At 41.7% G+C, this 25,293-nt stretch carries 29 protein-coding genes; 8 read left to right on the top strand and 21 right to left on the bottom strand.

Going from position 1 to position 25,293, the window contains the following annotated elements:
- Positions 1-51: 51 nt before the first annotated feature.
- A complete protein-coding gene (locus tag AC1DO4_RS23515) occupies positions 52-1,035 on the bottom strand; it encodes a helix-turn-helix transcriptional regulator (protein WP_477420007.1) in 984 nt (327 codons plus the stop codon).
- Between the two features lie 269 nt (positions 1,036-1,304).
- Here AC1DO4_RS23515 and AC1DO4_RS23510 point away from each other — a divergent pair, with 269 nt between their 5' ends.
- Both AC1DO4_RS23510 and AC1DO4_RS23505 read left to right on the top strand, forming a co-directional pair.
- Entirely contained in the window at positions 1,305-1,874 is a 570-nt protein-coding gene (locus AC1DO4_RS23510; protein ID WP_477420006.1) for a Crp/Fnr family transcriptional regulator, read from the top strand.
- 50 nt (positions 1,875-1,924) lie between these two features.
- Complete coding sequence (locus AC1DO4_RS23505) at positions 1,925-2,245, top strand: SDR family NAD(P)-dependent oxidoreductase (protein ID WP_477420005.1); 321 nt, start codon at positions 1,925-1,927, stop codon at positions 2,243-2,245.
- Positions 2,246-2,266: 21 nt separating this feature from the next.
- Here AC1DO4_RS23505 and AC1DO4_RS23500 read toward each other — a convergent pair whose 3' ends face one another.
- The 12 genes from AC1DO4_RS23500 to AC1DO4_RS23445 all read right to left on the bottom strand — a co-directional run bounded on the left by AC1DO4_RS23500 (position 2,267) and on the right by AC1DO4_RS23445 (position 13,332).
- Positions 2,267-2,854: a TetR/AcrR family transcriptional regulator gene (locus AC1DO4_RS23500; protein WP_477420004.1), complete on the bottom strand. Its 588-nt coding sequence runs from the start codon at positions 2,852-2,854 to the stop codon at positions 2,267-2,269.
- A 160-nt stretch (positions 2,855-3,014) separates the two neighbouring features.
- The gene (locus AC1DO4_RS23495; protein ID WP_477420003.1) at positions 3,015-3,695 is read right to left on the bottom strand and encodes a GNAT family N-acetyltransferase; all 681 of its coding nucleotides are present in this window, start codon (positions 3,693-3,695) and stop codon (positions 3,015-3,017) included.
- A 136-nt stretch (positions 3,696-3,831) separates the two neighbouring features.
- Positions 3,832-4,722, bottom strand: a complete 891-nt coding sequence (locus AC1DO4_RS23490; protein ID WP_477420002.1) for a helix-turn-helix domain-containing protein — start codon at positions 4,720-4,722, stop codon at positions 3,832-3,834.
- Positions 4,723-4,826: 104 nt separating this feature from the next.
- Positions 4,827-5,669: an oxidoreductase gene (locus tag AC1DO4_RS23485; protein ID WP_477420001.1), complete on the bottom strand. Its 843-nt coding sequence runs from the start codon at positions 5,667-5,669 to the stop codon at positions 4,827-4,829.
- 424 nt (positions 5,670-6,093) lie between these two features.
- Complete coding sequence (locus tag AC1DO4_RS23480) at positions 6,094-6,972, bottom strand: NmrA family NAD(P)-binding protein (protein WP_477420000.1); 879 nt, start codon at positions 6,970-6,972, stop codon at positions 6,094-6,096.
- 187 nt (positions 6,973-7,159) lie between these two features.
- Positions 7,160-7,711, bottom strand: coding sequence for a DUF420 domain-containing protein (locus AC1DO4_RS23475; RefSeq protein ID WP_477419999.1), 552 nt, complete (start codon positions 7,709-7,711; stop codon positions 7,160-7,162).
- Between the two features lie 11 nt (positions 7,712-7,722).
- On the bottom strand, positions 7,723-8,187 hold the full coding sequence (locus AC1DO4_RS23470) for a hypothetical protein (RefSeq protein WP_477419998.1): 465 nt from the start codon (positions 8,185-8,187) through the stop codon (positions 7,723-7,725).
- A gap of 299 nt (positions 8,188-8,486) precedes the next feature.
- Positions 8,487-10,175, bottom strand: coding sequence for a carboxylesterase/lipase family protein (locus AC1DO4_RS23465; protein WP_477419997.1), 1,689 nt, complete (start codon positions 10,173-10,175; stop codon positions 8,487-8,489).
- A 151-nt stretch (positions 10,176-10,326) separates the two neighbouring features.
- Entirely contained in the window at positions 10,327-10,824 is a 498-nt protein-coding gene (locus AC1DO4_RS23460) for a nuclear transport factor 2 family protein (protein WP_477419996.1), read from the bottom strand.
- An 89-nt stretch (positions 10,825-10,913) separates the two neighbouring features.
- Positions 10,914-11,492 carry a YceI family protein gene (locus tag AC1DO4_RS23455; RefSeq protein ID WP_477419995.1) on the bottom strand — a complete coding sequence of 193 codons (579 nt, stop codon included), beginning with the start codon at positions 11,490-11,492 and terminating at the stop codon, positions 10,914-10,916.
- Positions 11,493-11,662: 170 nt separating this feature from the next.
- Entirely contained in the window at positions 11,663-12,253 is a 591-nt protein-coding gene (locus AC1DO4_RS23450; RefSeq protein WP_477419994.1) for a Crp/Fnr family transcriptional regulator, read from the bottom strand.
- A gap of 368 nt (positions 12,254-12,621) precedes the next feature.
- Positions 12,622-13,332 (bottom strand): Crp/Fnr family transcriptional regulator, encoded by a 711-nt coding sequence (locus AC1DO4_RS23445; RefSeq protein WP_477419993.1) that lies wholly within the window; start codon positions 13,330-13,332, stop codon positions 12,622-12,624.
- A gap of 135 nt (positions 13,333-13,467) precedes the next feature.
- Here AC1DO4_RS23445 and AC1DO4_RS23440 point away from each other — a divergent pair, with 135 nt between their 5' ends.
- From AC1DO4_RS23440 to AC1DO4_RS23420, 5 genes are all read left to right on the top strand, one after another.
- On the top strand, positions 13,468-14,181 hold the full coding sequence (locus AC1DO4_RS23440; RefSeq protein ID WP_477419992.1) for a class I SAM-dependent methyltransferase: 714 nt from the start codon (positions 13,468-13,470) through the stop codon (positions 14,179-14,181).
- A gap of 5 nt (positions 14,182-14,186) precedes the next feature.
- The gene (locus AC1DO4_RS23435) at positions 14,187-14,846 is read left to right on the top strand and encodes a methyltransferase domain-containing protein (RefSeq protein WP_477419991.1); all 660 of its coding nucleotides are present in this window, start codon (positions 14,187-14,189) and stop codon (positions 14,844-14,846) included.
- A 64-nt stretch (positions 14,847-14,910) separates the two neighbouring features.
- Entirely contained in the window at positions 14,911-15,336 is a 426-nt protein-coding gene (locus tag AC1DO4_RS23430) for a DUF983 domain-containing protein (RefSeq protein WP_477419990.1), read from the top strand.
- Between the two features lie 8 nt (positions 15,337-15,344).
- Entirely contained in the window at positions 15,345-17,009 is a 1,665-nt protein-coding gene (locus tag AC1DO4_RS23425; RefSeq protein ID WP_477419989.1) for a SulP family inorganic anion transporter, read from the top strand.
- A 19-nt stretch (positions 17,010-17,028) separates the two neighbouring features.
- The gene (locus AC1DO4_RS23420) at positions 17,029-17,199 is read left to right on the top strand and encodes a biotin/lipoyl attachment domain-containing protein (protein WP_477419988.1); all 171 of its coding nucleotides are present in this window, start codon (positions 17,029-17,031) and stop codon (positions 17,197-17,199) included.
- A gap of 177 nt (positions 17,200-17,376) precedes the next feature.
- On the opposite strand, the gene AC1DO4_RS23415 is transcribed toward AC1DO4_RS23420, so the two are convergent.
- The 5 genes from AC1DO4_RS23415 to AC1DO4_RS23395 form a co-directional block, all read right to left on the bottom strand.
- Positions 17,377-18,201 (bottom strand): DUF6544 family protein, encoded by an 825-nt coding sequence (locus tag AC1DO4_RS23415; protein ID WP_477419987.1) that lies wholly within the window; start codon positions 18,199-18,201, stop codon positions 17,377-17,379.
- A gap of 25 nt (positions 18,202-18,226) precedes the next feature.
- Positions 18,227-18,493 carry a hypothetical protein gene (locus AC1DO4_RS23410; protein WP_477419986.1) on the bottom strand — a complete coding sequence of 89 codons (267 nt, stop codon included), beginning with the start codon at positions 18,491-18,493 and terminating at the stop codon, positions 18,227-18,229.
- Positions 18,490-18,825, bottom strand: coding sequence for a hypothetical protein (locus AC1DO4_RS23405; RefSeq protein ID WP_477419985.1), 336 nt, complete (start codon positions 18,823-18,825; stop codon positions 18,490-18,492). Before AC1DO4_RS23405 ends, AC1DO4_RS23410 begins: the two co-directional genes overlap by 4 nt.
- A gap of 11 nt (positions 18,826-18,836) precedes the next feature.
- Entirely contained in the window at positions 18,837-19,868 is a 1,032-nt protein-coding gene (locus AC1DO4_RS23400) for an Acg family FMN-binding oxidoreductase (RefSeq protein ID WP_477419984.1), read from the bottom strand.
- Positions 19,869-19,967: 99 nt separating this feature from the next.
- Positions 19,968-22,499 carry a cation-translocating P-type ATPase gene (locus AC1DO4_RS23395; protein WP_477419983.1) on the bottom strand — a complete coding sequence of 844 codons (2,532 nt, stop codon included), beginning with the start codon at positions 22,497-22,499 and terminating at the stop codon, positions 19,968-19,970.
- A 598-nt stretch (positions 22,500-23,097) separates the two neighbouring features.
- On the opposite strand from AC1DO4_RS23395, the gene AC1DO4_RS23390 reads away from it, so the two are divergent.
- Positions 23,098-23,595: a pyridoxamine 5'-phosphate oxidase family protein gene (locus AC1DO4_RS23390; protein ID WP_477419982.1), complete on the top strand. Its 498-nt coding sequence runs from the start codon at positions 23,098-23,100 to the stop codon at positions 23,593-23,595.
- 776 nt (positions 23,596-24,371) lie between these two features.
- Here AC1DO4_RS23390 and AC1DO4_RS23385 read toward each other — a convergent pair.
- The 3 genes from AC1DO4_RS23385 to AC1DO4_RS23375 form a co-directional block, all read right to left on the bottom strand.
- Positions 24,372-24,539, bottom strand: coding sequence for a transposase (locus AC1DO4_RS23385; protein ID WP_477420080.1), 168 nt, complete (start codon positions 24,537-24,539; stop codon positions 24,372-24,374).
- 92 nt (positions 24,540-24,631) lie between these two features.
- A complete protein-coding gene (locus AC1DO4_RS23380; RefSeq protein ID WP_477419981.1) occupies positions 24,632-25,018 on the bottom strand; it encodes a hypothetical protein in 387 nt (128 codons plus the stop codon).
- Position 25,019: 1 nt separating this feature from the next.
- A partial coding sequence (locus AC1DO4_RS23375; RefSeq protein ID WP_477419980.1) for a hypothetical protein occupies positions 25,020-25,293 on the bottom strand: 274 nt, incomplete at its 5' end.

Genomic DNA, 25,293 nt, shown 5'->3' with positions numbered 1-25,293 from the left:
GCTGATAATAGCCTGAAAAGGCGAAAAATCAGTCCGATACGACGAATAGGTTTAAGCTTGTGAGGAATACCGCTTGGGTGTAAAGCCATAATATTTTTCGAACAACCTGCTAAAGTGGCTAAGGTTGGTAAAGCCCAGTTCATAGCCAACCTCAGCAACCGACCGCCTACCTTGCTTTAACAAAAAGGCTGCCTCTTCCATCCGGGCGCGCTGGAAGTAATTGTAAATAGTATCACCAAAGGCCTGTTTGAAAAGCTGTTTTAATTTGGTTTCGCTCATGGCAGCAATTTGTGCCAGTTCAGGTAAAACCGGCGGTTCGCTCAGGTCACTGATAATCTCGTTACGTACATGGAGAAGCCTGGCCACATCCGCGCTGTTAATAGTCTGATGCGGTAAGCTTTCGCGTTTTGATAGTTTTTGAAAAAGCAGGTATAGCAGCTCCTGTACTTTAATCTGCATATAGAATTGGCTTAACCCATCGCTCATATCCACCGCGCTTAAGTTTTTGAGAAGCAGTTTTGCCTCAGCCGTCATGTTCTCAAAATAGAGAAATGTATTACCGGGGCTAGTTATGGTTTCGAGTGTAGAATTCAGCTTATTTAGGGCCAATAGTGTTTTTAGATATGCCGGCATTATGGCGATCACTGCGTAACGGATAGTGTTCCCCGCCGGGAAACGTATGGTCGAGTTCAGGTCATTGGAGGTAACCTGGATGGCGGATTCATCGCGCTCAGAAAACTGAATATTGGGATTGTTGTCAAACACTATACCGAGCGTTTGCTCGTTGCTGTAAAAGAATATGGTGATCAGTTCGTTACCCAGGCCGGATGTATTGCGTTTGATGATCAGATCTTCCTTTAGCAGATAATGGTGAAAGGTGATCTTGAATTCCGGGCCGAACAAAAGTTTACGAATGTATCCGTTCCCAACGTGATCAGGAATGACCAACAAATCATTATTTACCGTTGCCCCGATATGCCGGGCAAAATAAGTCATGAAATCAAACTCCGGCGTAGCGGTAAAACTAAAGATCATTAGCTTATATTTGTCTTAATGACCGAATTTAAGAATATTACAGGAAACCTTTCGCATGGACTTCGATTGTGATTTGCTGGTGTAAGGATGTGAACCTGACCAAGGCTACTGTCTTCAAATTATCATTGGGCAAACTTTAGGCTCTGATCCCCCAGTAGCTGACCCTCAAAACAGGAAGTTTGTGTTTTATCGATACTTTTATGTTTACACAACATCATTTTTTACCAAATGGTAAATGAACTGCCCACAATATATTCAAAATTTAACTTATGGAAGTGTTCATCAATTACATACTGCAATTCGGGAATCAGAACAAACAGCAAACAGACTTCATTATAAGCAAGGCAAAAACGCTTGAACTTCATAAAGAGGAATATTTTTCTGAAGCCGGGAAGATACCGAGGTACGTTGGATTTATTTTGGAAGGTGTGGTTCGATTCTGTTACTATAACAATAAGGGCGAAGAGATCACGCATTCATTCATAGATGAGCATAATTTTGTTTCCGACCAGCAAAGGTTCGAGGCGCAGGTAGTTGCGTCCGAGTATATACAGGCCGTTACCCATTGTAAATTCCTGGTGTTTTCCAAAAAAGACTGGGACGAGACCGGCAATACGATTGTTGGCTGGAAAGATATTGAGCATCTGATCTTAAAAAACTGTTTGCTAAAAACGATCGAAAGAAGAAGCCCGCTTGTATCGGAAGATGCCACCACTCGTTATTTATCGTTCATAGAGCATTTTCCCGACCTTGTTAATCGTGTGCCGCTTTCTCATATCGCTTCTTACCTGGGGATCACCCAGCAGTCCTTAAGCAGGATAAGAAAAAATATCCGTTGAGATCACTTTTTACCAAATGGTAAATGTATCACTGTTCCAATTGCCAAAATTTGCGCTATCATTTAAACAATAAAAAGATGAGCAAAGAAATAGTTTTAATAACAGGAACAAACAGTGGATTCGGTTGGCTTACCGCCCATAGTGTCGCAGCTATAGGCCATAAGGTTTACGCCACCATGAGAGATACGAACGGAAAGAACGCTGATAAGGCAAATGCCTTATTAGCGTTAGAGAATGTAACCGTGCTGGATGTTACGCTGACCGATGACGAAAGCGTTAAGCAGGCCGTTGACACCATTATAGCTAAAGACACATCATTCTTGAACCGCTGTCTAATCACTCCGAACAATACCGTAAAACATACCACGTGATATGTTTTGTTTTAAAAAAAATTACATCAGACTCTTTAAATACTTCTCAAATTCCTTCAAAAAATCCGAATAGGAAGACTTGCCGAATAATTTCCCCATATAGCGCGCTCCACCATAATTTGTTATAACATGAAGGGCGATCTTATTGGCTTCATTATCCTGGCTTAACTGGCCTTTCTTCTGTGCTTTTAATATTGCCGCCTCAATGATAGTCTGCCACTTTTTGATCACACGCGTTAGTGCCTTCTGAAAGGATGGGTTTAGGGCTGCCATTTCATCTATCAGATTGATAACGGGACAGCCGAATTCGACTTTAAAGAACTCGTCGTTAAACAACAGTATTTCCATCATTTCGTAAATGTTTACCCGGACGTCGTTGGGCTTTTTAAGCGTTTTCTCTAACAGGGGGATTATTTGGGGATACATCAATTCATTGATGATACCAAGCCCCATTTGTTCCTTGTTCTTAAAGTGATAAAAAAAAGCCCCCTTAGTTACCTGTGTAGTGGCAATGATGTCATCAATGCTGGTGGCCTGATAGCCTTTCTGGTAAACTAAATCATATGCCTTTTGCAATATAGTCAAGCGTGTCGCTTCTGCTTTTGCCATAAATACCGAATAGTATGTTAGCAAAAATAAAGAATTAATTCATAGTGATCAGTGGCTATAATCACTTCTCGGCGATCCGGATGTCCGGTCGCTATTCCTGCTCAATTAGGTGTTCAGTTATAACCGGATGATGCCATTACACCCAGGCCATCAGTTTTAGCTATTTATTTTTTTGCAGGATATAGAAGTACATATCGCTGCGCACCTCGAACCCGATCTTTTTGTATACTTCAAAAGCGCGTTCATTACCATAGGCGACATGCAACATCGGGATATTTCCTGCATCCTTAATCCGGTTGATCTGGAACTCCACCAATTGTCTGGCATAGCCACGGCCGGTATAGTCGGGACGTGTGCATACGGCACTGATCTCCGTATAGGGTGATGGCTTCATCCGGTGTCCCGCCATGGCGATCAACTGATCACCGTCAAAAATTCCGTAATAATCGCCGAAGTCAATGGTACGGGCATCAAAAGGACCGGGATGGGTTAGTTTCGTTAATCCGATCATTTGCGGGATATGCACATCAGTCAATTTGACCAGGCTGGATGTATTTACCTCTTTCATATCACCCTCGTAGATCATTTGCCGGCCTTTGATCGGACTGAGCAATTTCCACATTTCGGGTATTTCTGTTTCAACAGGGGTAACATAACCGATCGGGCCATCAAAAGGCACCAGGTCATAAAGTTGCTGAAAGCTATCCGGTTGCAGTTCCTTAAACCCGATAAAAGGTGATACTTCGGGAGAGAAATATTTAATACCATCTGTGCCATTAGCCAGTTGTCTATTCCCAGTAGCTAAAGCGTTAAATGCGGGGTTATCCAATACATGTTCCATTTCTTATTCTGTGGTTTTACAAAGCTAATCTTAACATACCAATTAGTATGTTATTTGATAAAAAATAGGATCATTCAATTTGGTATTTCATCAGGGACTGCCTGGTTCATTTCTTATCCTGAATATGATTTCCAGCTTAGTTTAAAAGCTGTTTCTTAAAGTCTTTCGGGGTTTTACCGACTTCCTTCCTGAACGGTTTGGAGAAATAGGACATGTTTTCAAATCCCAGGGAATAGGCGATCTCCGATACGTTTTCTTCGGATTCCCTTAATTTGTTCTTTGCCACAGTAATGAGCGCGATATGAATGAGTTCCTGTGCCGTTTTTCCTGTCTCCATCTTTAACGCATTGCTGAGGTAGCGAGGCGACATATTTAGTGCCGATGCGATATAAGCGACCGACGGCAGTCCTTCTTTCAAAAACTTGTCCTCCCGGATATAATTATCCAGTAACTTATTAAAGGCTGTAACTGTTTTACCGGTCAGTTCTTTGCGGTTGATGAATTGCCGTTTATAAAAACGCTCGGCATATTTCAGCATCGAATCGATATTGACCAGGATAATTTCCTTACTGAATTCGTCGTGGTTATTGGCGTATTCTGATTCTATGGATTCAAATAACCGTGAGATGGTCTTTTCTTCTTTTGGCGCGAGATGCAAAGCCTCATCCGTTTCATAATCAAAGAAAGAATACTTTTGAATTTCCCTTTGCAGTGCGTTACCCAATAAAAAATCTTCATGAAACAGCATTATATAGCCATCCTCTTCCAGTTCCAGGTTGTTGACCTCAATTACCTGCCGGGGCTTCCAAAACACCATTGAGCCCTTTTCATGATCGAATTTAGTGCGCCCGTACAGCCAGTGGCCTGCCTTAATATTTTTCAGGCCGATCATGTAAAAATCGCAGGTAAATTCCGTAAAATTCAGCACCAGCCCAGGGGTGATACGCAGCAGGCTAAGCATCGGATGCTCGGGAGCCGGCAAGCCGTTTTCCCGGTGCATTTCACTTAAGGATTTAAAATGTTTCATCGTTTTTATCTATTAAAAGTAATTATTTTTAATAAACAAACCATTGGTTTAATCCTTCTACTTTTTCTTGTGTGTAAGGAAAAATAAAATATTCCTGGTCGGTTTTATGCTGTCACTTCAGTTGGGGTAAACTTGTCGGCCCATGCCTCAATTTCTTCGCTTACCTTAGCACTGTTTGTCCGGTATGATTCCAGCGAATCCTTACCTACCGGCAAATGAAGTGGCGGATTTTCTGCGGCAGCCAGTTCAACAACTACTTTCGCCAGTTTAGCGGGGTCGCCAGGTTGGTTGCCATGCAATGCATCGGGGACATTTTTCATTTGTCCGACCATGGTTTGATCATAATCCGGTATAGTACTGGCAGCTGAAGTGTAGGATTGCGCATTTAAGAACTGTGTGCGGAATAAGCCCGGGGCAAGCGCGGTAACTTTGATATTGAACGGTGCAAGCTCAAGCGCCAGACCTTCAGATATGCCTTCCACGGCGTATTTGGTAGAGCCATACAAAGCCCAGGCAGGTAAGGCTCCGTAACCAAAGAGAGAGGAGATATTGATAATATGACCTGCTTTCCTTTCCCGCATATTTGGTAATACCGCACGGGTAACGTTCAACAGACCGAACACATTGGCATCATACTGACGTCTTACCTCTGCATCAGATGCTTCCTCAATAGCGGCTACAATGCCGAAGCCTGCATTATTAACCACCACATCCAATTGCCCGAACCGATCAATGCCATCTTTTACGGCACGTTTTACCTCGTCTTCGTTCACGACATCCATGGTGACCACCAATAAATTTTCAGCGTTACCCAATTCGTTTTGCAGGCCGGCTGCATTATTACGGACGGTAGCTACTACTTTATCGCCAGAGGCAAGGACTGCTTTTATTATTTCAAGACCAAAGCCTTTGCTGGCACCTGTTACAAACCAAACTTTCGTTTTCATGATTAAAATTTTTAAAGTGAAATGATTTATTTTTTGATTATTTATTTGTTTAATCAAAGGTAGGTCTGGTGCTGCCGGGTGTACTAACGCTAATTTCCGAATTACTGTCACTTATCTGCATAATTGCATCAGCATGCTGATTTTCAATCATACCGACTTGAAAATCCAGGAAAAAACATGGCCATCAATGAAAGAACTACGATTAGTATCGGGCTAACCGGATCATGTCGACCGGCGTAATTACTTTTTTAGCATATCCCTGGTATCCGACATGTATCATCGCCAGGGCAAGCTCGCCATTTCTAAAAAGGTTTGCTTTTACTAAAGATAAAACAAAACATACTAACTGGTATGTTTTGTGAATAAAACTTTTCTCCCACAGAACGACGTGATTTGTCGCTTACTTTTTGCAACCTGTAAACGATTATTGAAACAAAGCCTTGTTCCTGGTAAAGAAATCAGCAAGCGTTGTTGGTTTTCTACCGGTAATCTTTTCTACCAGATCATTTGTTCCGGCAAATACGCCATTAACACAATCTTCGGCAACATGGGTGACATGTTGTACAAAATGTTCACTAGCCGCTCTTTTGGAATTAATTTCAAAGAATTGTTCAATCGTCACCGGTTCATATTTGATGGTTCTGCCTAATACATTTGAAATAATTTCGCTCATTTCAAATATGTTATATTCCTCCGGGCCGTAAAGCCTGATAACCTGACCTGAATAGTCTTCCATGGCCACGGCAATTTTGGCTACCGCACGGCCCAGATCAGCTGAATCGACAGGTGCCCAGCGTCCGTTGCCAAAAGGTAATACGATCGTGCTGGTTTCGTGAATAATATCACGGGTATAAAGGAACCAGTCATCAAAAAAGGTAGGCCTTAAATGAACAGTAGGAATGCCGGTCATATTTAAAATCTGTTCCCCAACCCAGTGATCCTGCGCCGCATTGCTTTTAGCTTCCCGTCTGGCAGATATCTGGGACATGTTAACGATGCCTTTCAAACCGTTTTCTTTAGCAGCCTGGGCAAAATAGGCCGTGGCTTGCAGCACTCCCGGAACAATAACCGGAAAACAGAAATAAGCGGTGTCAATACCCTGCATAGCTGTAGAAATTTCATTGTAATTGAGCAGATCGCCCACTACGACCTCCGCACCCTTGGCTGCGAGTTTTTCTGAACGTTCATCGTGACTGTGAACAAGAGCCCTAACGGGATAACCCATTTCCAGTAGTTCGTCTATCGCTGCACTGCCGCTTTTACCGGTTGCACCGGTTATCAAAACTTTTAATTGCTTTTCCATCTTTAAGATATTTATTTGTTAGTCAAAGGTAGGCAAGGCAATGAGAGGGCTGCTAACGTTAATTTCCGAATTACTGGCACTTATTTACAAAACCGGATTAAAATCCGGGAACAGCATCGCTCGAAGTCTTTTCTCTGCCTGGCAACAGGAAATGCCAATTTCCGGTTACGCCGCCGGCGTATGTTATTTACCTGTAGTAAGGCGATATCAATAAATAGACGATCACACCGGTTGAACTCACATATAGCCAAATAGGCATAGCCCAGCGGGTAATTTTTTTATGTAAAGTGACTTCCATATTCAGGCCGCGTCCGATGGATATGAGCGCCAGCGGGACGGTTATGATCGCCAGTGGGATATGCGTGAGCAATATTAAATAATAGATATATCTGAGAGCGCCATGCCCGCCAAACTTTGTGGACGGCGTGGTAAAATGATACAGGAGGTAAGACAATAAGAATACGGAAGTACATACAAAAGCGGCGAAAATAAAATTACGGTGCCGTTGTATGTTTTTCTGTTTAATGGCATACAATGCCAGCAAAAGAAAAATGAAGGTAGCCCCGTTCATTACTGCATTTACCAGCGGCAGAAATGAAAAGCTGTAGGCCTTAAAGCTTTCCTTATCCGGAAGGAAAATAGAAAATATGATCAGGCCATTTATACCTAAAGCCAAAGCCCATATTAAAGGTTTATAATTTCTAACCGTTGATGTCTTTTTGTTTAAAGTTTGATTCATTTAACCGATATTTAAAAAGATCTGAAATAAGGCCGGCTCGTCAATGGTGAGAATGGCCAGGGAACATTTGCCAGTATGATTATAAGGCCAATGGTAAACCAAATTGCCATTGTCTTAAACCGTTCCTTATCGGTTTGCCTGCGTTTGGCTTTTGCCGAACCGATAGTGATTACAATAATTGCCGTTATCATCATCAGGCTGTGTTCCATACCGAAAAAACGGATCTGTCTTTGATGAACGGCGTCTTTATAGTTATGCAGAAAATAGTCAATGATGGGGCTGATAAAATAAAGCCAAAGGCCGAAAATGAGCTGGATATGCGCTATAGTGGCGGTCCAATGCCTTGCGGCATTATCAATGCCGGAGAATTTTCTTTTGAAGAACCAACCATGGTAAGCCAGGAAAAGTGAAAAAAGCAGGCTTGACAGCACAAACCAGCGTACCAAAGAATGAAGTGCTAATAGGGTTGAATACATAGGCTGTTGTCGAGCACAATTGGCTTCGCGACAAAGATAAACAATAACATACCAACTGGTATGTTATTGGGCAAAATTATCTCCGTGTGTGGAAACGGGAGGCTTGGATATGGTATCCGTTAAGATCAAACCGCTGCTCGCGTTCAACTGAATCAAGATAAATGCCTGCCATTCCTATCCGGCATCAGAACGTGCGGCATATTATTAAGATAAATAATTTAACTGCTCACCTGTTACACGTTAAATATTTGAAAAAATCACGCTCATTATGGCAATCGTCGCTTTAGCATGAGTACCGGTTACCTTGAATTAAGCGAGTGATAACCTATTCGGCCTATCGACCGCCACATCGCCAGTTCTTCCTTGTACCTGTCATTAATTACTTCACATTTAGCATCTATGCGCATGGTGGGCCGGTCTGCCAAATTGTAAGCCGGCCACTCAGGAACATCTTTTGCGGCTGGCTTACCTGTTCTTGCAAAAGTAGTCCATAGTTCCGCCATATGGTGCGATGCAACAAAGCGCTCAGGCTTGTTCCCGCTTAAAAACCCAGCCGGTGCGCCCGGCACTTCGTTATTGAATTTGAACGTGATATCCATGGCATGGGGCGTACCGAAAGGATAATCAGTGTCAGGGACCTTTGCCTCAGATTTATAACCAAAATTATACAGATATACAGGGGCGCCATGTTGTTCAGCTTTCCTTTCTGCGATAGCAATGGTGCCAAGTCCCATCATATTAATTGATTTAACAGCCATCCAGATATCGCTGGCGGATGCGTTAGGCCTTGTTTGCCTATAGGTCCCAATTATTTTTTGCGCATCAGCGCCGAACTCCGGTTGGATTTTTGTTTGTAATGCCTCAAATGTAAAGTCGTTTTTCAGCGCGCCGGTATCATGTGAATACATTGCAAAAAACGCCCATTCATCTTCATTCCAACCCGTCATGAGCGGCTTGTCCTTTGAAATTTTCGGCGCAAAGGGATCAAAGGGGTCGTGGGGTAGTGCAACCCCGTCTACTACCGGCGCGAAATTATTAGGAACGAACCCTACAACACCGTGTTGGTGGATATAATCGCTGTCAGCCATCAGGCTGGGAACTTTATTTTGTACGTCAATTAAATCCTTTACGGGAACATCAAGTATTTTTTCCCAGTCCTTCATATCGATATTCAGTTCCCTGAATACCAATTTTGTCATTTCGATCGCGGCTTCTTTGGGCAACATTCTAAGGCCGGGGCCGCTTTCAATAGAGGCCTTATTAAAATAGGGTGCAGCCGCCGGCATAGCATATAAACAGCTTGTTTTTGCGCCTCCGCCTGATTCGCCCCAGATCATCACATTATCCGGGTCACCTCCAAAAGCTCCAATATTTTTTTTCACCCATTTTAAGCCGTCGACAATATCAAGAAGGCCATTATTACCCGAACCGGCATATTCCGGGCCTGCAATATGCTCCAAATAGAGAAAGCCCATTAATCCTAATCTGTGATTTGTCTCAACTACGACCACATCAAAAAAGCGGGCAAGGTTTGAACCATCCTGATCAAGGGCGCCGCCTGAGCCGTTAGAAAACCCTCCTCCATGATTGTAAAACATCACTGGGCGTTTTTTATTATCATTAGCTGGCGTCCAAACATTTAAAAACAAGCAATCTTCATCTGGCTTGGGTTCGTTTATACCACGAGTTTGAAATTGTGGTTGGATACAGGGGGCACCAAGTTGTAAAGCGTCACGTACACCTGTCCATGGCTCCAGTTTTGCCGGTCTTTTAAAACGCCTGTCACCCGAGAGCCTTCCGGCGTAAGGAACACCTTTGAATAAACAAACTCCGCCCTTTCTGATACCCCTAAGTTTGCCCTCAGAGGCTTCAGCCATCACAAAATCGTCTTCAGCAATAACTGAAGAATTGGCAAATTTGGGGAGGGTGATAGCAGCGGTAATAACCGACAGCTGCCCTAAGAATTTTCTTCTGCTTGATATATACATAACGTTGTATTAAATGGTTTTGGACAAATGTCCATATCATTTCAAATGATGAACTGATATAAATATTTTCTTTATTTCAATTACCCGGATTCGTCAGCCGGTAATTTCGCTATCTGAATGTCCCCGATTTTAACCGTTTGAACCTTCTGTATTAATTCTTTGCTTTTTGCGCCCCATCCCAATGTTCTGCAAGTTTTCCGTTTTCAATCCGAAACATGTCACACCAGGTTGTGGTGTAGGTTTTTGTGCTGTCCGCAGGGTCGGGTAATTTTGCGGCAAAGCTTATCACGACCAGATCTCCTTCCGCAACAATTGCAACCACAGGGGCTTTTATGGTATCCACAATTGGCGTAGGTTTCGCAAACTTTGAAAATAATTCAACAAATCCTTTTCTTCCGGTGGGAACATTCGGATTATGCTGCATGTAGTTTTCGGCAAGATATTTATCTGCCAGATCAATATGACCTGCTTCCAGCATTTCGCGCCAGCAATCGTATACAAGCTTTTTATTGGCCGCAAGCTTAGGGTCTTTGCTTTGTAACAAAGATTTTTGATTTGCAAGCCGGATTACTGGTAACTGTGCAAAAGCCTGGTCGGCGATAAGGGTAGTTAAAACAATTGCAAGGACAATGATGTTTTTTTTCATCATATTATAATTTAAGACGAACGACAGGTTGGCTTGAATAATTGGTATGCAACAATTGTTCAATGCTGAAGAAAGTTGCGTAATCGGAGTTGTCAATTGGCTTTGGCGAACTCGCCGTCGGCTTCAATTTCTACCTCGTCGCTTACAAGTACCGTTGGCGTGTTTGTCCCAATATTAAAGTCTGAACGCTTTAATGTACCCCGTAATTTAAAACCGGCATCATTTTTTTTGCTGTTTGGGTTCTCCTTTGTGCCGCGGTACCAAAGGTCCATCGTTACAGGTTTTGTAACACCATGCATGGTGAGGTTGCCGGTAAGCTTATACTTGTTTTGCCCGTCCGGCTTTATTGATGTGCTTTTGAAAGTGATTTTTGGATAAGTCGCCACATCAAAAAAGCTAGAGCTTTTTAAATCATTATCACGCATTTCCACTTCTGTGTTTATAGAAGACGCATCTGCTGAAAGTTCAAAAACGGCATCGCTGAAATCGGACTTCGCAGCGGTTATAGTTACTTCAAAATTTTTAAACAAACCATCTACGTCTGAAAGCAAATGATGGACAACGGAAAACTTAAGTTTGGAATGCATTTTATCATTTTTCCACGTAGTTGTTTGGGCAAATAATGAGTTTTGTAAAAGCAGAATAACCGCAAATAATAATAATTTCTTCATGTTTAATAATTGGTTTGAATTTAGTTAAATGAAAACTTCGGGGCTGCCAAATTGCATTCGAATGCTTAATTTGACGATAGGAAGCTTCGGAGTAAAAATAAACCGGATTTCGTTCCAATATCTTGATATGAATCAAGAAATTATATTGATTTCGGTCAATGGATCAATGATTATTCTTCAGTCTTTTTAACAGAAAGTTTCTTTCTCACACGGCTTAGCGTTTCAGGGGTTAACCCGAGATAGGAAGCAATCATATGTTGCGGGACGCGCTGCATAATATCCGGATAAATACTTAGCAGTTTGGTGTATTTTTCTTCGGTTGATAGCGTAAACATATCTATTAACCTTTTTTGCAGCGAAATATATGCGCCGCGATACTGAGCATAATTAAATTTAAAAAATTCGGGAACAGCGGTCTCCAGATAGACGTGTGCAGTTTTGCTCATCAATATCAATTCAGTATCTTCTAATGCATCAATATTCATAATAGATTTATCTTCAGTTATAAAACTGGATATATCGGAAATAAACCATCCCTCCGGCGCAAATTGGATAATTCGTTCGTTGTTTTTTTCATCTACTAAATATGAACGGAGGATGCCCTTACTCACAAAAGCGACCGATTTGCAAATTTCTCCTTCCTGCAAAAAATACTGGTGTTTTCTTAACTTCTTTACAATAACATGCTGCCTGAAAATTGCTTTATCAGCGTCTGTCAGTGTTATCCCTTTTGATAGCTTAGCGAAAAAATTATTGAGCATGGTTACTTAAAACGCTAATTTAACTTTTTTTTGCACGATGATTTCGATTGGCTGGTTATAATCGCAACCCTGGCAGGATTGCCTATAAAATTACAAACATATAAACGGATTTTTTATTTGGGGTAATACATTCATACTCCCCTATCCGCTCCGCCTCCTTTTCGGGTCGTTTTCTCGCAAAAACAGATCCAGGCCGTAAATCATCAAATCTCTGGTCGTGACGTTTCCAATGTAGCTAAAGGATACAGAAACCATACAAAAAGCTGTCATCCATGGAATAGGCAGCTTTTTTACTGAACCAAGGCAACCTGTTTTTTCGAAGACTGTTTGACAATACGTTCTTTTATTTATTTTCCCAGTAAGAAAGTTCATTGCCCGTAGTTTGACTTTTTAACGAGCCGCTTAATATCCTTGATCCATATTTTCCGGCCATCCGTCTCCAAAATACCTTCTTCTTTAAATTCCTTTAACAGGCGGATCACATTTTCCTGGGCGATCCCGGCCAGACTGGCCAGATCCATCCTGGAGATATTCAGAATGATTTCATTTTCAGTAGCCCCTTCATCTTTAAATTTTTCCCTCAATACGATCAGCGCAATGGCAAGTCGTTCCGTGGCGGTTCTTTGCGAAATCACGGAAATGCCATTGGCCAACACGGTAAACTCATGGCTCAATGTTTTTAATAAGCGCCGGGCAAAAAGCGGCGCCTTATCAAGAATAGTTAAAAAATCTTCTTTAGGAATAAAACTGATTAAACTCTCCTCCAATGTGGCGGCAGAGTCAGGGCAACGTTCTTCCGCTAAGACTGCATGGTACCCGATCAGCTCGCCTTTGTTGGCTACGTATATGATCTGCTCCCTGCCACTCCTGTCAACTTTATACTTTTTTATTTTCCCCTGGTGGATAAAATAAATACCGGAAGGCACAACACCTTCCTTGAAAATAATTTCCCCTTTTTGATATTTCTGTGCTCCCTGCCGGGAGATCAAAAAATGGTAATCTTCTTCTGAGAGAGTATTAAGAACAGACTGCGTTGTGAATTCCCATTTGTCAATTGGAAAAATTCCAGATAGGCTCATGTTATAAAGATACGAATTTATTGACACCTATTTTATTAGCTACCGCACGCTGCATGTGCAAAAAGCGCAACTCGCCTGGAAGATATAAAGCTCATGTCTATTGGCAAAAACTGATAAATATCAGCCTGCATACTGATGTCTTACCATAACGTTGCCGCTGCTATAACCATAGATTTGCATAAGATGAAAGATTATCGGTTTTCGCGCTTACCATCTGCTTATGGGGATCAAATCAAGCAGGGAATAACCGCACCGTCGGAAAACAATCTGGTCAATAAACTCTTATTCAGCGACGACACGGAATTTGATTGGCTATGCCCAAAACATGTTCAATTACTATCGCTCAAACATTTCACTCCGTTGTCTATTGCCCGAAAAGCCGCAGAATTCCTGTCTTTACCAAACACCAGGGTACTTGATATTGGTAGCGGCATTGGTAAATTCTGCTTGACTGCGGGTTATCATTACCCCGAAACTTTTTTTTACGGGGTTGAGCAAAGACATGAATTGCATCATTTGGCAGAAAATATCAAAAGGTATGCAAATTTGCCCAACGTAAATTTTATTTACGGTAATGTTACCCAGATTAATTTTAGAGAGTTTGATCACTTCTATTTTTATAATGCATTCTTCGAGAATATTGATCCGCTTTGCCGAATTGACGATACGATAGAACTATCGGAAAGTTTGTATGATTACTATACCCAATACCTTTATGCCGCGCTAAGCGCGAAACCTTCCGGGACGCGCCTGGTCACCTTCCACAGTTTAGAACAGGAGATCCCCCCGGATTATAAGCTGGCAGATGTTTCCTACGATACTTTGCTAAAAATGTGGATCAAAGAATAATCCAAATGAATGTGTTCAAATTTTTGACCGCTCCTTTCAGGAGTTTTGAAACCGATAATAAAGACAGTAGTATGCTCCATGATACTTTAAGTCCGTCCCTTTTTCGCAAAGACTATGTGTTTGACGATATCTACCCCGAGCATATCCAGGCATTATCACCTATGCACTGGACCTCTGTTGACATCGCTAAAAAAGCGGGTGAGTTCCTGGCAATTCCAAACGCCAAAGTATTGGACATCGGGAGCGGTGTCGGAAAGTTCTGCCTGGTGGCCGGTTTTTTCCATCCGGAAACAACATTTTACGGTATTGAACAGCGGAGCGAACTATTTACTTTCGCAGAAATAGCCAGGGAGGAAATTGATTTACCCAACGTAAATTTCATTCATGGTAACCTGACCGAACTGGATTTTGATGATTACGATCACTTTTATTTTTATAACCCTTTTTATGAAAATATCGAACCCGATAGCCGGATCGATTATGCGGTAAAAACCTCATTTGAGCTTTATGATCATTATAGCCGGTTTGTTTATGAAATGCTGGATAAAAAGCCAGCGGAAACAAGGCTGGTGACTTTTCACGGCCCGGATAAGCAGGTCCCTCCAAGTTATAAACTGGTCAGCAATTCCTATAGCAGGTTTCTGAAAATGTGGATCAAAGAATGAGTTCCCGGACCAACATTTTAAGTAATCGTGTTATAAAAGAAGCACAGCATTGAAAAAATAAATAATGGCAAAAACATCAAAATCATGGGCTATGCTGCACGCCAAATGCCCGCGCTGCCGCAGAGGAAATATGTTTGAGGAGGCTACATACAGCCTGGGCTCCAACAGGATCAACCTAAATTGCCCGCATTGTCAGATGTTTTTTGAGATTGAACCGGGCTATTTCTATGCGGCGATGTATGTGGGCTACGCTATGAATGTGGCAGTGGGAGGATTTTTATGGGTTGCCACTTTCCTGATCACCCGAAATAACGATTCACCCTGGCTATATATTGCCACGATCCTGGGTGGCTTATTCGTCCTTTCACCGCTGAATTTCCGGTACTCCCGTGTGATATTGCTTTACTGGTTGTCACCAAAGGTACATTATCACCCCGAACTGGACACAGATACGCCAGTTGACGGGAATAAATATAAATGGTTTCAATAACGAGCAGCATGATAAATTTGTTCAGACCAAAGCTGATCGATACCCTAAAAAATTACACCCTGGTACAATTTTATAAAGATGCCGTTGCCGGTGTAATTGTAGGTATCGTTGCCCTACCTTTAGCAATAGCCTTTGCAATAGCCTCCGGTGTATCCCCTGAAAAAGGAATTTTTACCGCTATTATTGCCGGGCTCGTCATATCCGCTTTGGGGGGTAGCCGGGTACAGATCGGTGGACCTACCGGTGCCTTTATCGTCATCGTTTATGGAATCGTCCAGCAGTTCGGTGTCGGCGGTTTAGTTATCGCCACTTTTATAGCCGGGATACTACTGATCATTATGGGCGTATTTAAATTGGGTAATACCATCAAATATATTCCCTATCCCCTGATCATCGGTTTTACCACCGGGATCGCTGTCATCATTTTCTCCTCCGAGGTCAAAGACTTTTTAGGTTTGAAAATGGGAAGCGTTCCTGCGGATTTTATCAGCAAGTGGCTGGATTATGGCCGGCACCTGTCTTCTGTAAATCTATATGCCCTGTTCATCGGGATTTTTACCTTGCTGTTAGTTTTGTTGTGGCCCAAAATAACCCATAAGATCCCGGGCTCATTGATCGCTATTGTTATAAGTACATGGGCTGTTTGGCTCTTTCATCTCCCGGTAGAAACCATTGGCAGCCGTTTTGGGGCTATCCCTTCTTCTTTACCAAGCCCGGTAATTCCGGGTGTCAGCCTGGCTACCGTCCAGCAATTGATCAGGCCAGCCTTTACCATTGCATTGCTGGGCAGTATTGAGTCTTTATTGTCCGCGGTTGTCGCAGATGGTATGATCGGCGGAAACCACCGGTCTAACACGGAACTGATCGCTCAGGGATTTGCTAATATCTGCTCTTCCATTTTTGGAGGTATCCCGGCAACCGGTGCGATTGCAAGAACAGCCACCAATGTTAAAAACGGCGGACGGACACCTATTGCTGGAATTATCCATGCCATCACCCTGCTCCTGGTCATGCTTTTTGTAGGCAAATGGGCAGCGCTGATCCCGATGGCAACACTCGCAGGTATATTGATCGTGGTCGCCTGGAACATGAGTGAGTTGGAAAATTTTATAGATGTATTTAAAGGCTCAAAAAGTGACGCAGCCGTTTTACTGACCACCTTTGGACTGACCGTACTGGTGGATCTCACCGTAGCTATTGAAATCGGAATGATCCTGGCAGCCTTCTTGTTTATGCGTAAAATGATGCAAACAAGTTCTGTACAGCAAGCTATTTTTTCCGCAAATCCATTACCTGACCAGGAACTTAACATGGAAGTAATACCTGCAGGGGTTGATGTCTTTGAGATCAACGGCCCTTTATTTTTTGGTGCAGCTTATAAATTTAAGGATGCCATGAAAGTTTTAGAGAAACCCGCAAAAGTATTGATCATCCGGATGGGAAATGTCCCTGTAATTGATGCAACTGGTATCAGGGTATTGAGAGACGTTCATAAAGAAATAAAAAAGCAGGGAACTAAACTCATCCTTTCCGAAGTGAATAGTGAACAGGTAATGGATGAGTTAAAAATGGCACGTTTGTTATTTCAAATAGGGAAAAGTAATATCAGAGACACTTTTGAAAAGGCTTTAAAACGGGCGAACGAAGTTTTATCGGACGCTATCGTTTTTTAAATAAATAAATAGCGCAACCATGAATTATCCTGAACAATTATACTATACGACGGGCCACCAATGGATCAGTTTTGAAGCACAGTATGCCTTGATGGGCATAACGAATTTTGCACAAAAGGAATTAGCGAACATTGTTGTGGTTGCCATCCCAAGGGACGGGAAGAGTTACCTATATCGGTTTGCCCGTTAAGCAGCGAGGCAATACCTAAGCCCGACCCGCCGCCAGAAATCGCCACACTTGAAATCCTGATGTACCTTATAAAAATTTTCAGCCAGGCTTACTGCTAAATTCACCTCAGTGTCAGAACCTTTGACTTTGATGGATTTACCAGAATCGCTACAGTTAAATACAGAACATAAATCGCGTTCAAAAAGCTTTAGGCACATTATACTCTATCTTTTTTATAAAGAATTTGGCGTAACTAAAATCGCCTTTTTTTAACCTCCACAATACTTCAAAAGTTGTGGGGACAATTATTTGATTCAATACTTTATAGTTAGCCAGTTTAATAACCCATGTTTCTAAATTTTTCTTGTCCATATAACGTTTCGATTCAAGTTGGATTATTTCGCCCGCATCATTAAACGAAACGATATAAAAGAGCGATAATCCAAGGTAGTTGAAGGTAAGTTTAGCTGTCCGCCTATCAATTGCAAACCATTGAAGTTTATCGCCTGGTAATAAATTTGTTGGATACAAAACACTTTCACCAAGCCAGCGAAGTAATTCGCCCTGGTCAAATGTTTTGCCAGCGCCATCTGCAATAGTATAAATGGAGACCAGCGAAACAACAAGTCGCCCTTTATCCTTAATATACATATCACGGGCTGTAAACATTGTTGTAGAACCTTTCCAAATAAAGCCTGGCTTTTCGGTAGTAGCGTATTGTTCCCCATTTATGTTTATCCAATCTTTATCTAATCCGGTTTTAAATTGCCCATCGTGTGTAATTCTTGCATAACTAATATATGGCTGCCCTTCTTTTAAAACAAGTTTGAAATAGCGCTGTACCGGTTCGGGTAAGCCAACTAATTGACTGTAATTAAATGTTTTGCCCTCTATATTCTTTGACTGCGAAAACAATTCTTTTACCTGATGGTAAAATTTGATTGATAAATTTATCCTCCCAATAACCAGGGTTATTAGCAAAATGCCGGATACTATGAGCGTAATGATCATAAGCTTTTTCATTTTTGAGTTTTATTTTTTATATAAATTAGCAGTTCAGTTTTTCGGCGAATGCGGATGCCGGTTTTCTGATTAAGGCGAATGTTAATAGACAAGGCGCTATCCCAAGTAGTATAAATAAAATGATCCCCGGTATTATGAAACTATGAAAAGGTGACTTTTCCAGTATGGATAATGGCATACCTATTAAATTGCCACCTGGTGAAATAATTAACAATCCACCTCCGCCAAGGGCTCCTAAACCGAGAAAGCCCAACAAGAAAATTAAATAATTTCGCCCTTTTGTTGTTTTCATTTTTTGGAAAGCTGGTAAACGGTAAGAATTATGATTATTATCACAATGATGGTATAAACCTGCTTATTGTACCGGGCTAACCACTCCGGGAGGTAGATATCGAAGTTGTATTTTGTGGATTGTGAATATTTGTGGGCCATAATGGTTAAGGGGCACATTTTATTGAAAATTAATAAGGTGATACCTTCCATTAGTATAATTCCATAACCGGCCCAAAGCTTCCAGTCAAGCTTGTTTTCGATTGCTGCATAGAGCATGTAAAAGATGACAAAATTGAAGAAAACCCAAATAACACTGTGGGTGATTTTTATGTTGGTTAGTTTTGAGAACATCTTATTGATTTTTAAAGAACTGTCGTTTCTTTAGCGCGTATCAGCCAGCCTACCGGCCGCCTTAATGAAACCGGTTCAGGATAATTCTTCACATAGCCCGTTCGTAATATAAACTGTACCGGGTCACTCATGCCGATTGATGCGTTAAGGCTTTGATGAATAGCCGGTTCTTCCAGTATTTGGGTCATCGGGTGTATGGCTATATTTTTATCTCTTACTTTTAGGAACAATCGTTGCATCCGCCTCCCGGTTTCAATGAGGCTGGTTACAGAGACATCCTTACTTGTAATTAAAAACCAGCCTGCGGAGGACGCTACCTGTTTCTCTACCTGGTCAATATTCTGATCTCTGAAGCTTCTACCCATCACATTGGGTTTTCCATAAAAGTTTCGGACTATCCAGCCGGAAATGCCCTCAATTTCCATACTGCCGGGGGTAAGTCCGTCCCGGTATGTTCCAGCATCCTTACTGGAAAACCTGATCCAGTCAGCCAGTTCTTTTTGCGCCGCATTGCGGTAGGACTGAACCTTATTGGCTTCGATGGTTTGTTCATTGAGATAATGATATGCTTTAGCCGTCCGGGGAATAAAGTGAATAAAATCGGGTTCATTGTCAACCAGTAGTCTGGTATCTTCCGGTTTTAATCCCGCGGCCAGTATATTTGATCTTACAGTGCGGCGTTGTTTGATGCTTTCGGTGCTGTACTTAAATGGGTTTCCTGACCTGATCAGTTTTACTTCCATTACTTTTTCATCCTGATTAGTTTTGGCAATTAAACTAAACTGACACACATAGCCCAGGTTGTTGGCGGCATACTCTAAATTTTGAATAAATGCACCCATTGATAGTATCGTTTCCCGTTGCGCCGGATCAACAGCCGGCAACCATTTACTCTTATCGTTGCAGATGATCCAATGCAAAGGTTCAATATGGTTGATAAACCAGGGTTGTGTATTATGGCCGCTTGGGGCCAGGGAAGCTAAATATAAAATCTTCCTTTCATCTACAGTCAATGGGGTTTTAAGCGGAGTATCCTGCTTCAAATTAGCCCTAACTAAGTTGCTTTTATCGCTGAAGGTATAATAGGTTGCACCCGCGATAACGATCGCCCCCCCCCGTTACGCTTAAGAATTTTCTTCTGTTCATGATGAGGTATGATTTGTAAAAGTCCTGCTGGCGGCCATTCCTTTTCGCCATTTAAAAAGTTCGAACCATATCACAGACAAAAAGCCAATACCTGCACTTATTAGAAGCTCAGACAAGTTTAGCTGTTCGAAACCAAAGAAGTCTGTCAATGGCTTAAGGTAGATCAGTGAAGATGAAATAAGTATAGTAATCCCGATGATCAGCAACACCAGGTTATTTTTATACCTGATTGTGGTAAACAGCGAATAGTAAAACGAACGGTTGACCAACGTGAGCAAGATATTAGCCGCAATCAGGCAGGTAAATACCATGGTACGGGTAAGCTGTTCATCTGCCCCTTTGCTTACAGCGTATTGGTAAGTGGCCAGCGTTCCGATAGTGATCACCAGGCCTTGAATAATACTGGTCATTAATTCTTTCCAGTTAAAAAAAGTTGTACTGATGGGACGTGGTTTTTGTAACATCGTATTTTTTTCCATCGGCTCATTCTCATAAATGATAGAACAAGTTGGCCCCATGATTAATTCCAGGAAAATGATATGTACCGGGGAAAAGATGTTAGGGTAGATCCAACCCAAAGCCAGCGGGATAAATACGGTCAATACGATGGGGATGTGGATGGAAATAATGTATTGTATCGCCTTTTTAAGGTTGGCGTATATGCGCCGGCCCATTGCCACGGCATCAACCATTTTAGATAAATCATCTTCCAATAAGATCAGTGAAGCGGCTTGCTTTGCAATTTCGGTGCCTTTTTTTCCCATGGCAATACCGATGTGTGCGGCCTTTAAAGCAGGGCCGTCGTTTACCCCATCTCCGGTCATGGCCACTATTTCGTTATTGGCTTTTAGGGCATTGATGATCTTCAGCTTTGCATCAGGGAACATCCGGGTAAAAATGTTTACTGTTTCCACCTTACCCCGGAGTTCTTTATCGGACAATTGCATCAGCGCATCTCCGCTAATGCATTGATCGTCCCCACGGAAATCAATTTGCCTGGCAATAGCGCTGGTGGTTTCCGCATTGTCGCCAGTGATAATTTTAACCGCGATCCCGGCCTTGTAGAAGCCTTGAAGCACTGTGTTAATATTTTTCTTGGGCGGGTCATAAAAGGCGATCAACCCTTTAAATGCAAAATGAAATTCCTGCTGTGTCGGTGGGAAATTACTTCCCGTGAAATTTGCTTCGCCTACAGCTAACACACGGTAACCTTCGGCTGCAAGTACCTCAATTGCTCCGGCTACCTGCTTTTTCTCACTGCTGTTTAAATTGCTGATGCTGATCAGTGCTTCCGGTGCACCTTTAGCCGCGATATTGCGTTTGCCGGTTCCATTTTCAAACAGATGGGTCATCATGGGCGGTTTGCCACCCAGGGGGTATTCATGGATCATTTGATAATCAGGGCGCTCATCCGCAAAGCCCGTTTTTGAATAGGCATCGTGCAGGGCAATTTCCATGGGATCGAAAGGAATCGGTTCGCTCGCCCACATAGCCAGCGTTATCAGCCGCTGAACAGGTCCAGTTGAGATCTTTCCCGTAGCATCTGCAATACAATTCTCCGATAGTGTGTACACTTTCGCCAGGCTCATCTTATTCTCGGTTAGGGTGCCGGTTTTATCGGTGCATATCACCGATGCGCTGCCCAGAGTTTCAACCGTTTTCATTTGTTTAACGACGATACCCATTTTCATCATCCGCCAGGCACCCAAGGCCATGAACGTCGTAAATGCAACCGGAATCTCTTCGGGCAAAATGCTCATGGCCAGGGTAAGTGCTTTAATGAGGCTATCCAGAATATTAGCCGAATGGCGATAGTTAATGGCCCACACGATCAGGAACACGATAACCCCAGCGATCACCATTTTCTTTACGAAATTGTTGATCTGTACTTCCAGCGGTGTTTTTTCTTCTGTAATAGATTCCAGGCTTTTGCCAATTTTACCAATCCGGGTTTGATTGCCTATAGCGGTTATGGTTGCGATGGCCAAGCCGCTTGCTACCGTTGTGCCATGAAAAATTAAATTGTCCGCTGAAGAGCTATCTTTATAAACGGCCAAGGATTCGCCAGTCAGTATGCTTTCGTTGACCGAAAAATCGTTGGAATGTACAATAATAGCATCTGCTGTTATCGAAGTCCCTTCTTCTACCATCAGGCTGTCGCCAACTACAAGATCTTTGCTTTTTATTTCTAAAACGTCTCCGTTCCTGATCACTTTGCATTTGGGTTGCGAAAAACCCTTTAGCTTTTCGAGCGCGTTGCGGCTTCGGGAGTCCTGGTATAAAGAAATGCCTGCCACCAGTACAATTGCTGAAGCCAGAAAAATGCCGTCGCCGGGGTTCCCGCTAATAAAGTAAATACATGAGGTAACCAGCAGTAAGATAACCATCGGTTCTTTTGCAAGTCCTCTCAGGGCGTCAGCAAAACCTTTTTCCTTTTTAAACGATAGGCTATTTGCTCCATATTTTGACCTGGCCGTAATTACTTCATTGTTACTTAATCCCAGTACATCAAAGTTATTTACCGCCATCTGTTTTATCGATTAGTATCATTACAGCCTTTATAGACCGTGGATGATTATTTCATTTCGGACGGAATAACCATCAATGGAATATGCTGGTTATTCTAAGCAGCCGCAGTTGTAGATCAGTCAAACAGGCTTGGGTTTTTCTTCCCAGGATTTTTGACCTGGCCCGTGATAAACTAATGCTTTCATATTTTCTGGTATTAACCCCTAACAGATTACTACAAAATTGCTGCTGTTTTGTTTATTTAAGATGCTGATTATCAATTTAAAAAATGATCTTAATCACTGTTTAAATATGAAAAATGTTCCATTTTTCTTCTATTAATCATACCGTCACAAAAAGACCCGTGATTATCCCCAGATTTACTACCGGCACGTTCTGAATACCAGCATTAATGATGGGCATGATTGGTTAACGGCCCATGGCCAGGTAGATATGATGGTAATGATACATAGAAACCATAGCGTTTGGCACCGTATTTTCAAAGGCAGCCATACACAGCAGATGTCCAGGAGGGTGAACGTACCGTTAATGGTTTACCCAGCCGAGTCCCAACCGATGATTTAGTTCGTTGAGACAACATACTTAAATTGATATCTTATGTTAGGAGAATTAAATAAGGAAATGATTGAAGAATTGCTGAAGACGCAATTGATCGGGCGTATTGGCTGTCATGCAGATGGAGTAACCTATATCGTCCCTGTGAATTTTGTCTATGAAAACCCTTATATATATGCCCATTCCGCAAAAGGCCTGAAAATTGACAACATGCGAAAAAATCCGGAAGTATGTTTTGAAGTCGATAAAATTGAAAGTCTTTTTATATGGCAAAGCGTTGTTTGCTGGGGCACATTTGAGGAGATAACCGACATTTCAGGAAGCGAGCAGGCCATGCAAAAGTTAATACGTAGCATTGAACCTTATCTCGCTAAAACAGAAGATGTACACCCTTCGCATGGTATCGTCGATCTGGCCAGTGAAATAGGAAGTACAAAAGAACTGATTGTTTATAAGATCAATCTTACGAAAAAAACAGGAAGGTTCGAGAAACGGGAATACTCAGCCGGCTACTCCAAGAGCAATGATAAGTTAGTATAATCGCCTTTTATAGTTATAGTGGTTAACCGGATTCCGCTATTAAAAGATCTATACACATCAGGAAACGGTGCTGATTGGGTAAGAGGTTTTAACAATCAGATCACCAGTTTTCCTACATCCGCACATGGCGATGCCGATCCGCTTAAAAAACAACTAAGCCTCTGCATTTAGCGATACAAGGCAAGAAAGATTATCAGGAAAAACTGTTTATCTGATTCCAACTTTGGTACTATATTCCCCAGGGCAATTTTTACAGACAGCTCAAAGGCCAATTAAATCTTACGTTTTTATAAGCTTAAAGCGATAATTCCGGCTGTATTTTTACAACCACTTTTTTCTTTAAACCCATATATAGATCAATTTCAACCTAATATGTAAAATAATCATTATTTATTTAATGCTTAAAAAGCAATTTAATTTATAAAAAATGCTGTACATTTGGCTTAACAATTAGAGTAAACTTGCTTTTTGCGTCATTCGTAGAGTAAGGAACCTTTTAAAATGTAAATTACTGATAATTRATATATTAGAGCGATGGTTCTGAACCCTAGCTCTCCGCTGATTTTGATATCAAATTATTTAAAAGCCTGCAAATCATATGATTGCAGGCTTTTCTTTTGGTGCTAGACTCTCATTTTATGCACCAATTCGGGATCAATCCGAAAAGTTGGGGGATAAAAAAGTCATGCGTATATTTTATCAAGTCTGAATAAGAAGAAAGTAGTCTCTCTTCCCCCTCTTAAAGTGGCCCTGAAAGCTTTGACCTTAGCGTTGAATCATTCTGCTGAGGCATTGGTGCTCCTGTTGTCAAAGAAGTTTAATATAGATTCATAATGCGTTTTTACAGATCTTGCGACAGTTTTAAAAGCATCAATTCCTGCATCTTCTACGTCGTTAAACCATATCGCCAGTCTTTTAAATGCCTGTTGCCTGTTTTTGCAGATGGTAAAGATCTGGGATCAGTCCGAATTGACAGGTTGTAAGCTTTTAATAACAAAGGATATCTGTGAAAAGATGACGCCTAATTATAATCCATTTAATTTGATATCCCGTAAGCTGTATGTATATTATCCTTTAACCGTTCAACCCTTACACCTTCCAAATCATTTCTTCTCTTTAAATCTTTAAGTTTTTTGCTTACATATTCAATTTTTACGTGATTAAAAAGCTTATCATATCTTTCAATTGTTTCTGCAAGCGAAGCCAGTTCCATGTGGTATAGCGAATAGATCTCCTCCAGTTCGGCCCTGTAGGCAGCAGCTGCCTGGCTGGTGTTTTGATAATTTTCGGCTACTGCCTTATTTTCCATGTTGTTGCCGGCTGCATCACTTATGAGCAATTCCTTTTCTTCGTGCAACAATTCTTCAAGTAGGAGCAGCGATTCAATTAAATGTAGATGCCTGCTTCTGTTAATTCCGTGCATTTTATTTTATGTAATTTAAAATATATACTGGAATAGCTACCGTTAATCCTAAAAGACCTTTGTCGGAGAATCTTGCATTTTTATTCAACTGACTTCCAACATCCGGAACTTCGTAATTTAAGCTTAGGTTGGCCAGAGTTCGCGTTTCGTTATTTACCTTTTTTTGTATAGGCACACTTATGCCAAAACCCAGGTCGGTAGATTTTAATTGCTGCGTTAACCTGCTTCTTCCGTAAAAATTAAGGCCGAACGCGTATTTATCGGGATTTATAAGG

The organism is Mucilaginibacter sp. P5_A6, assembly GCF_056400585.1.
The sequence above is the reverse complement of the archived record's forward strand: the minus strand, read 5'-3'. Positions and strand labels throughout refer to the sequence as shown.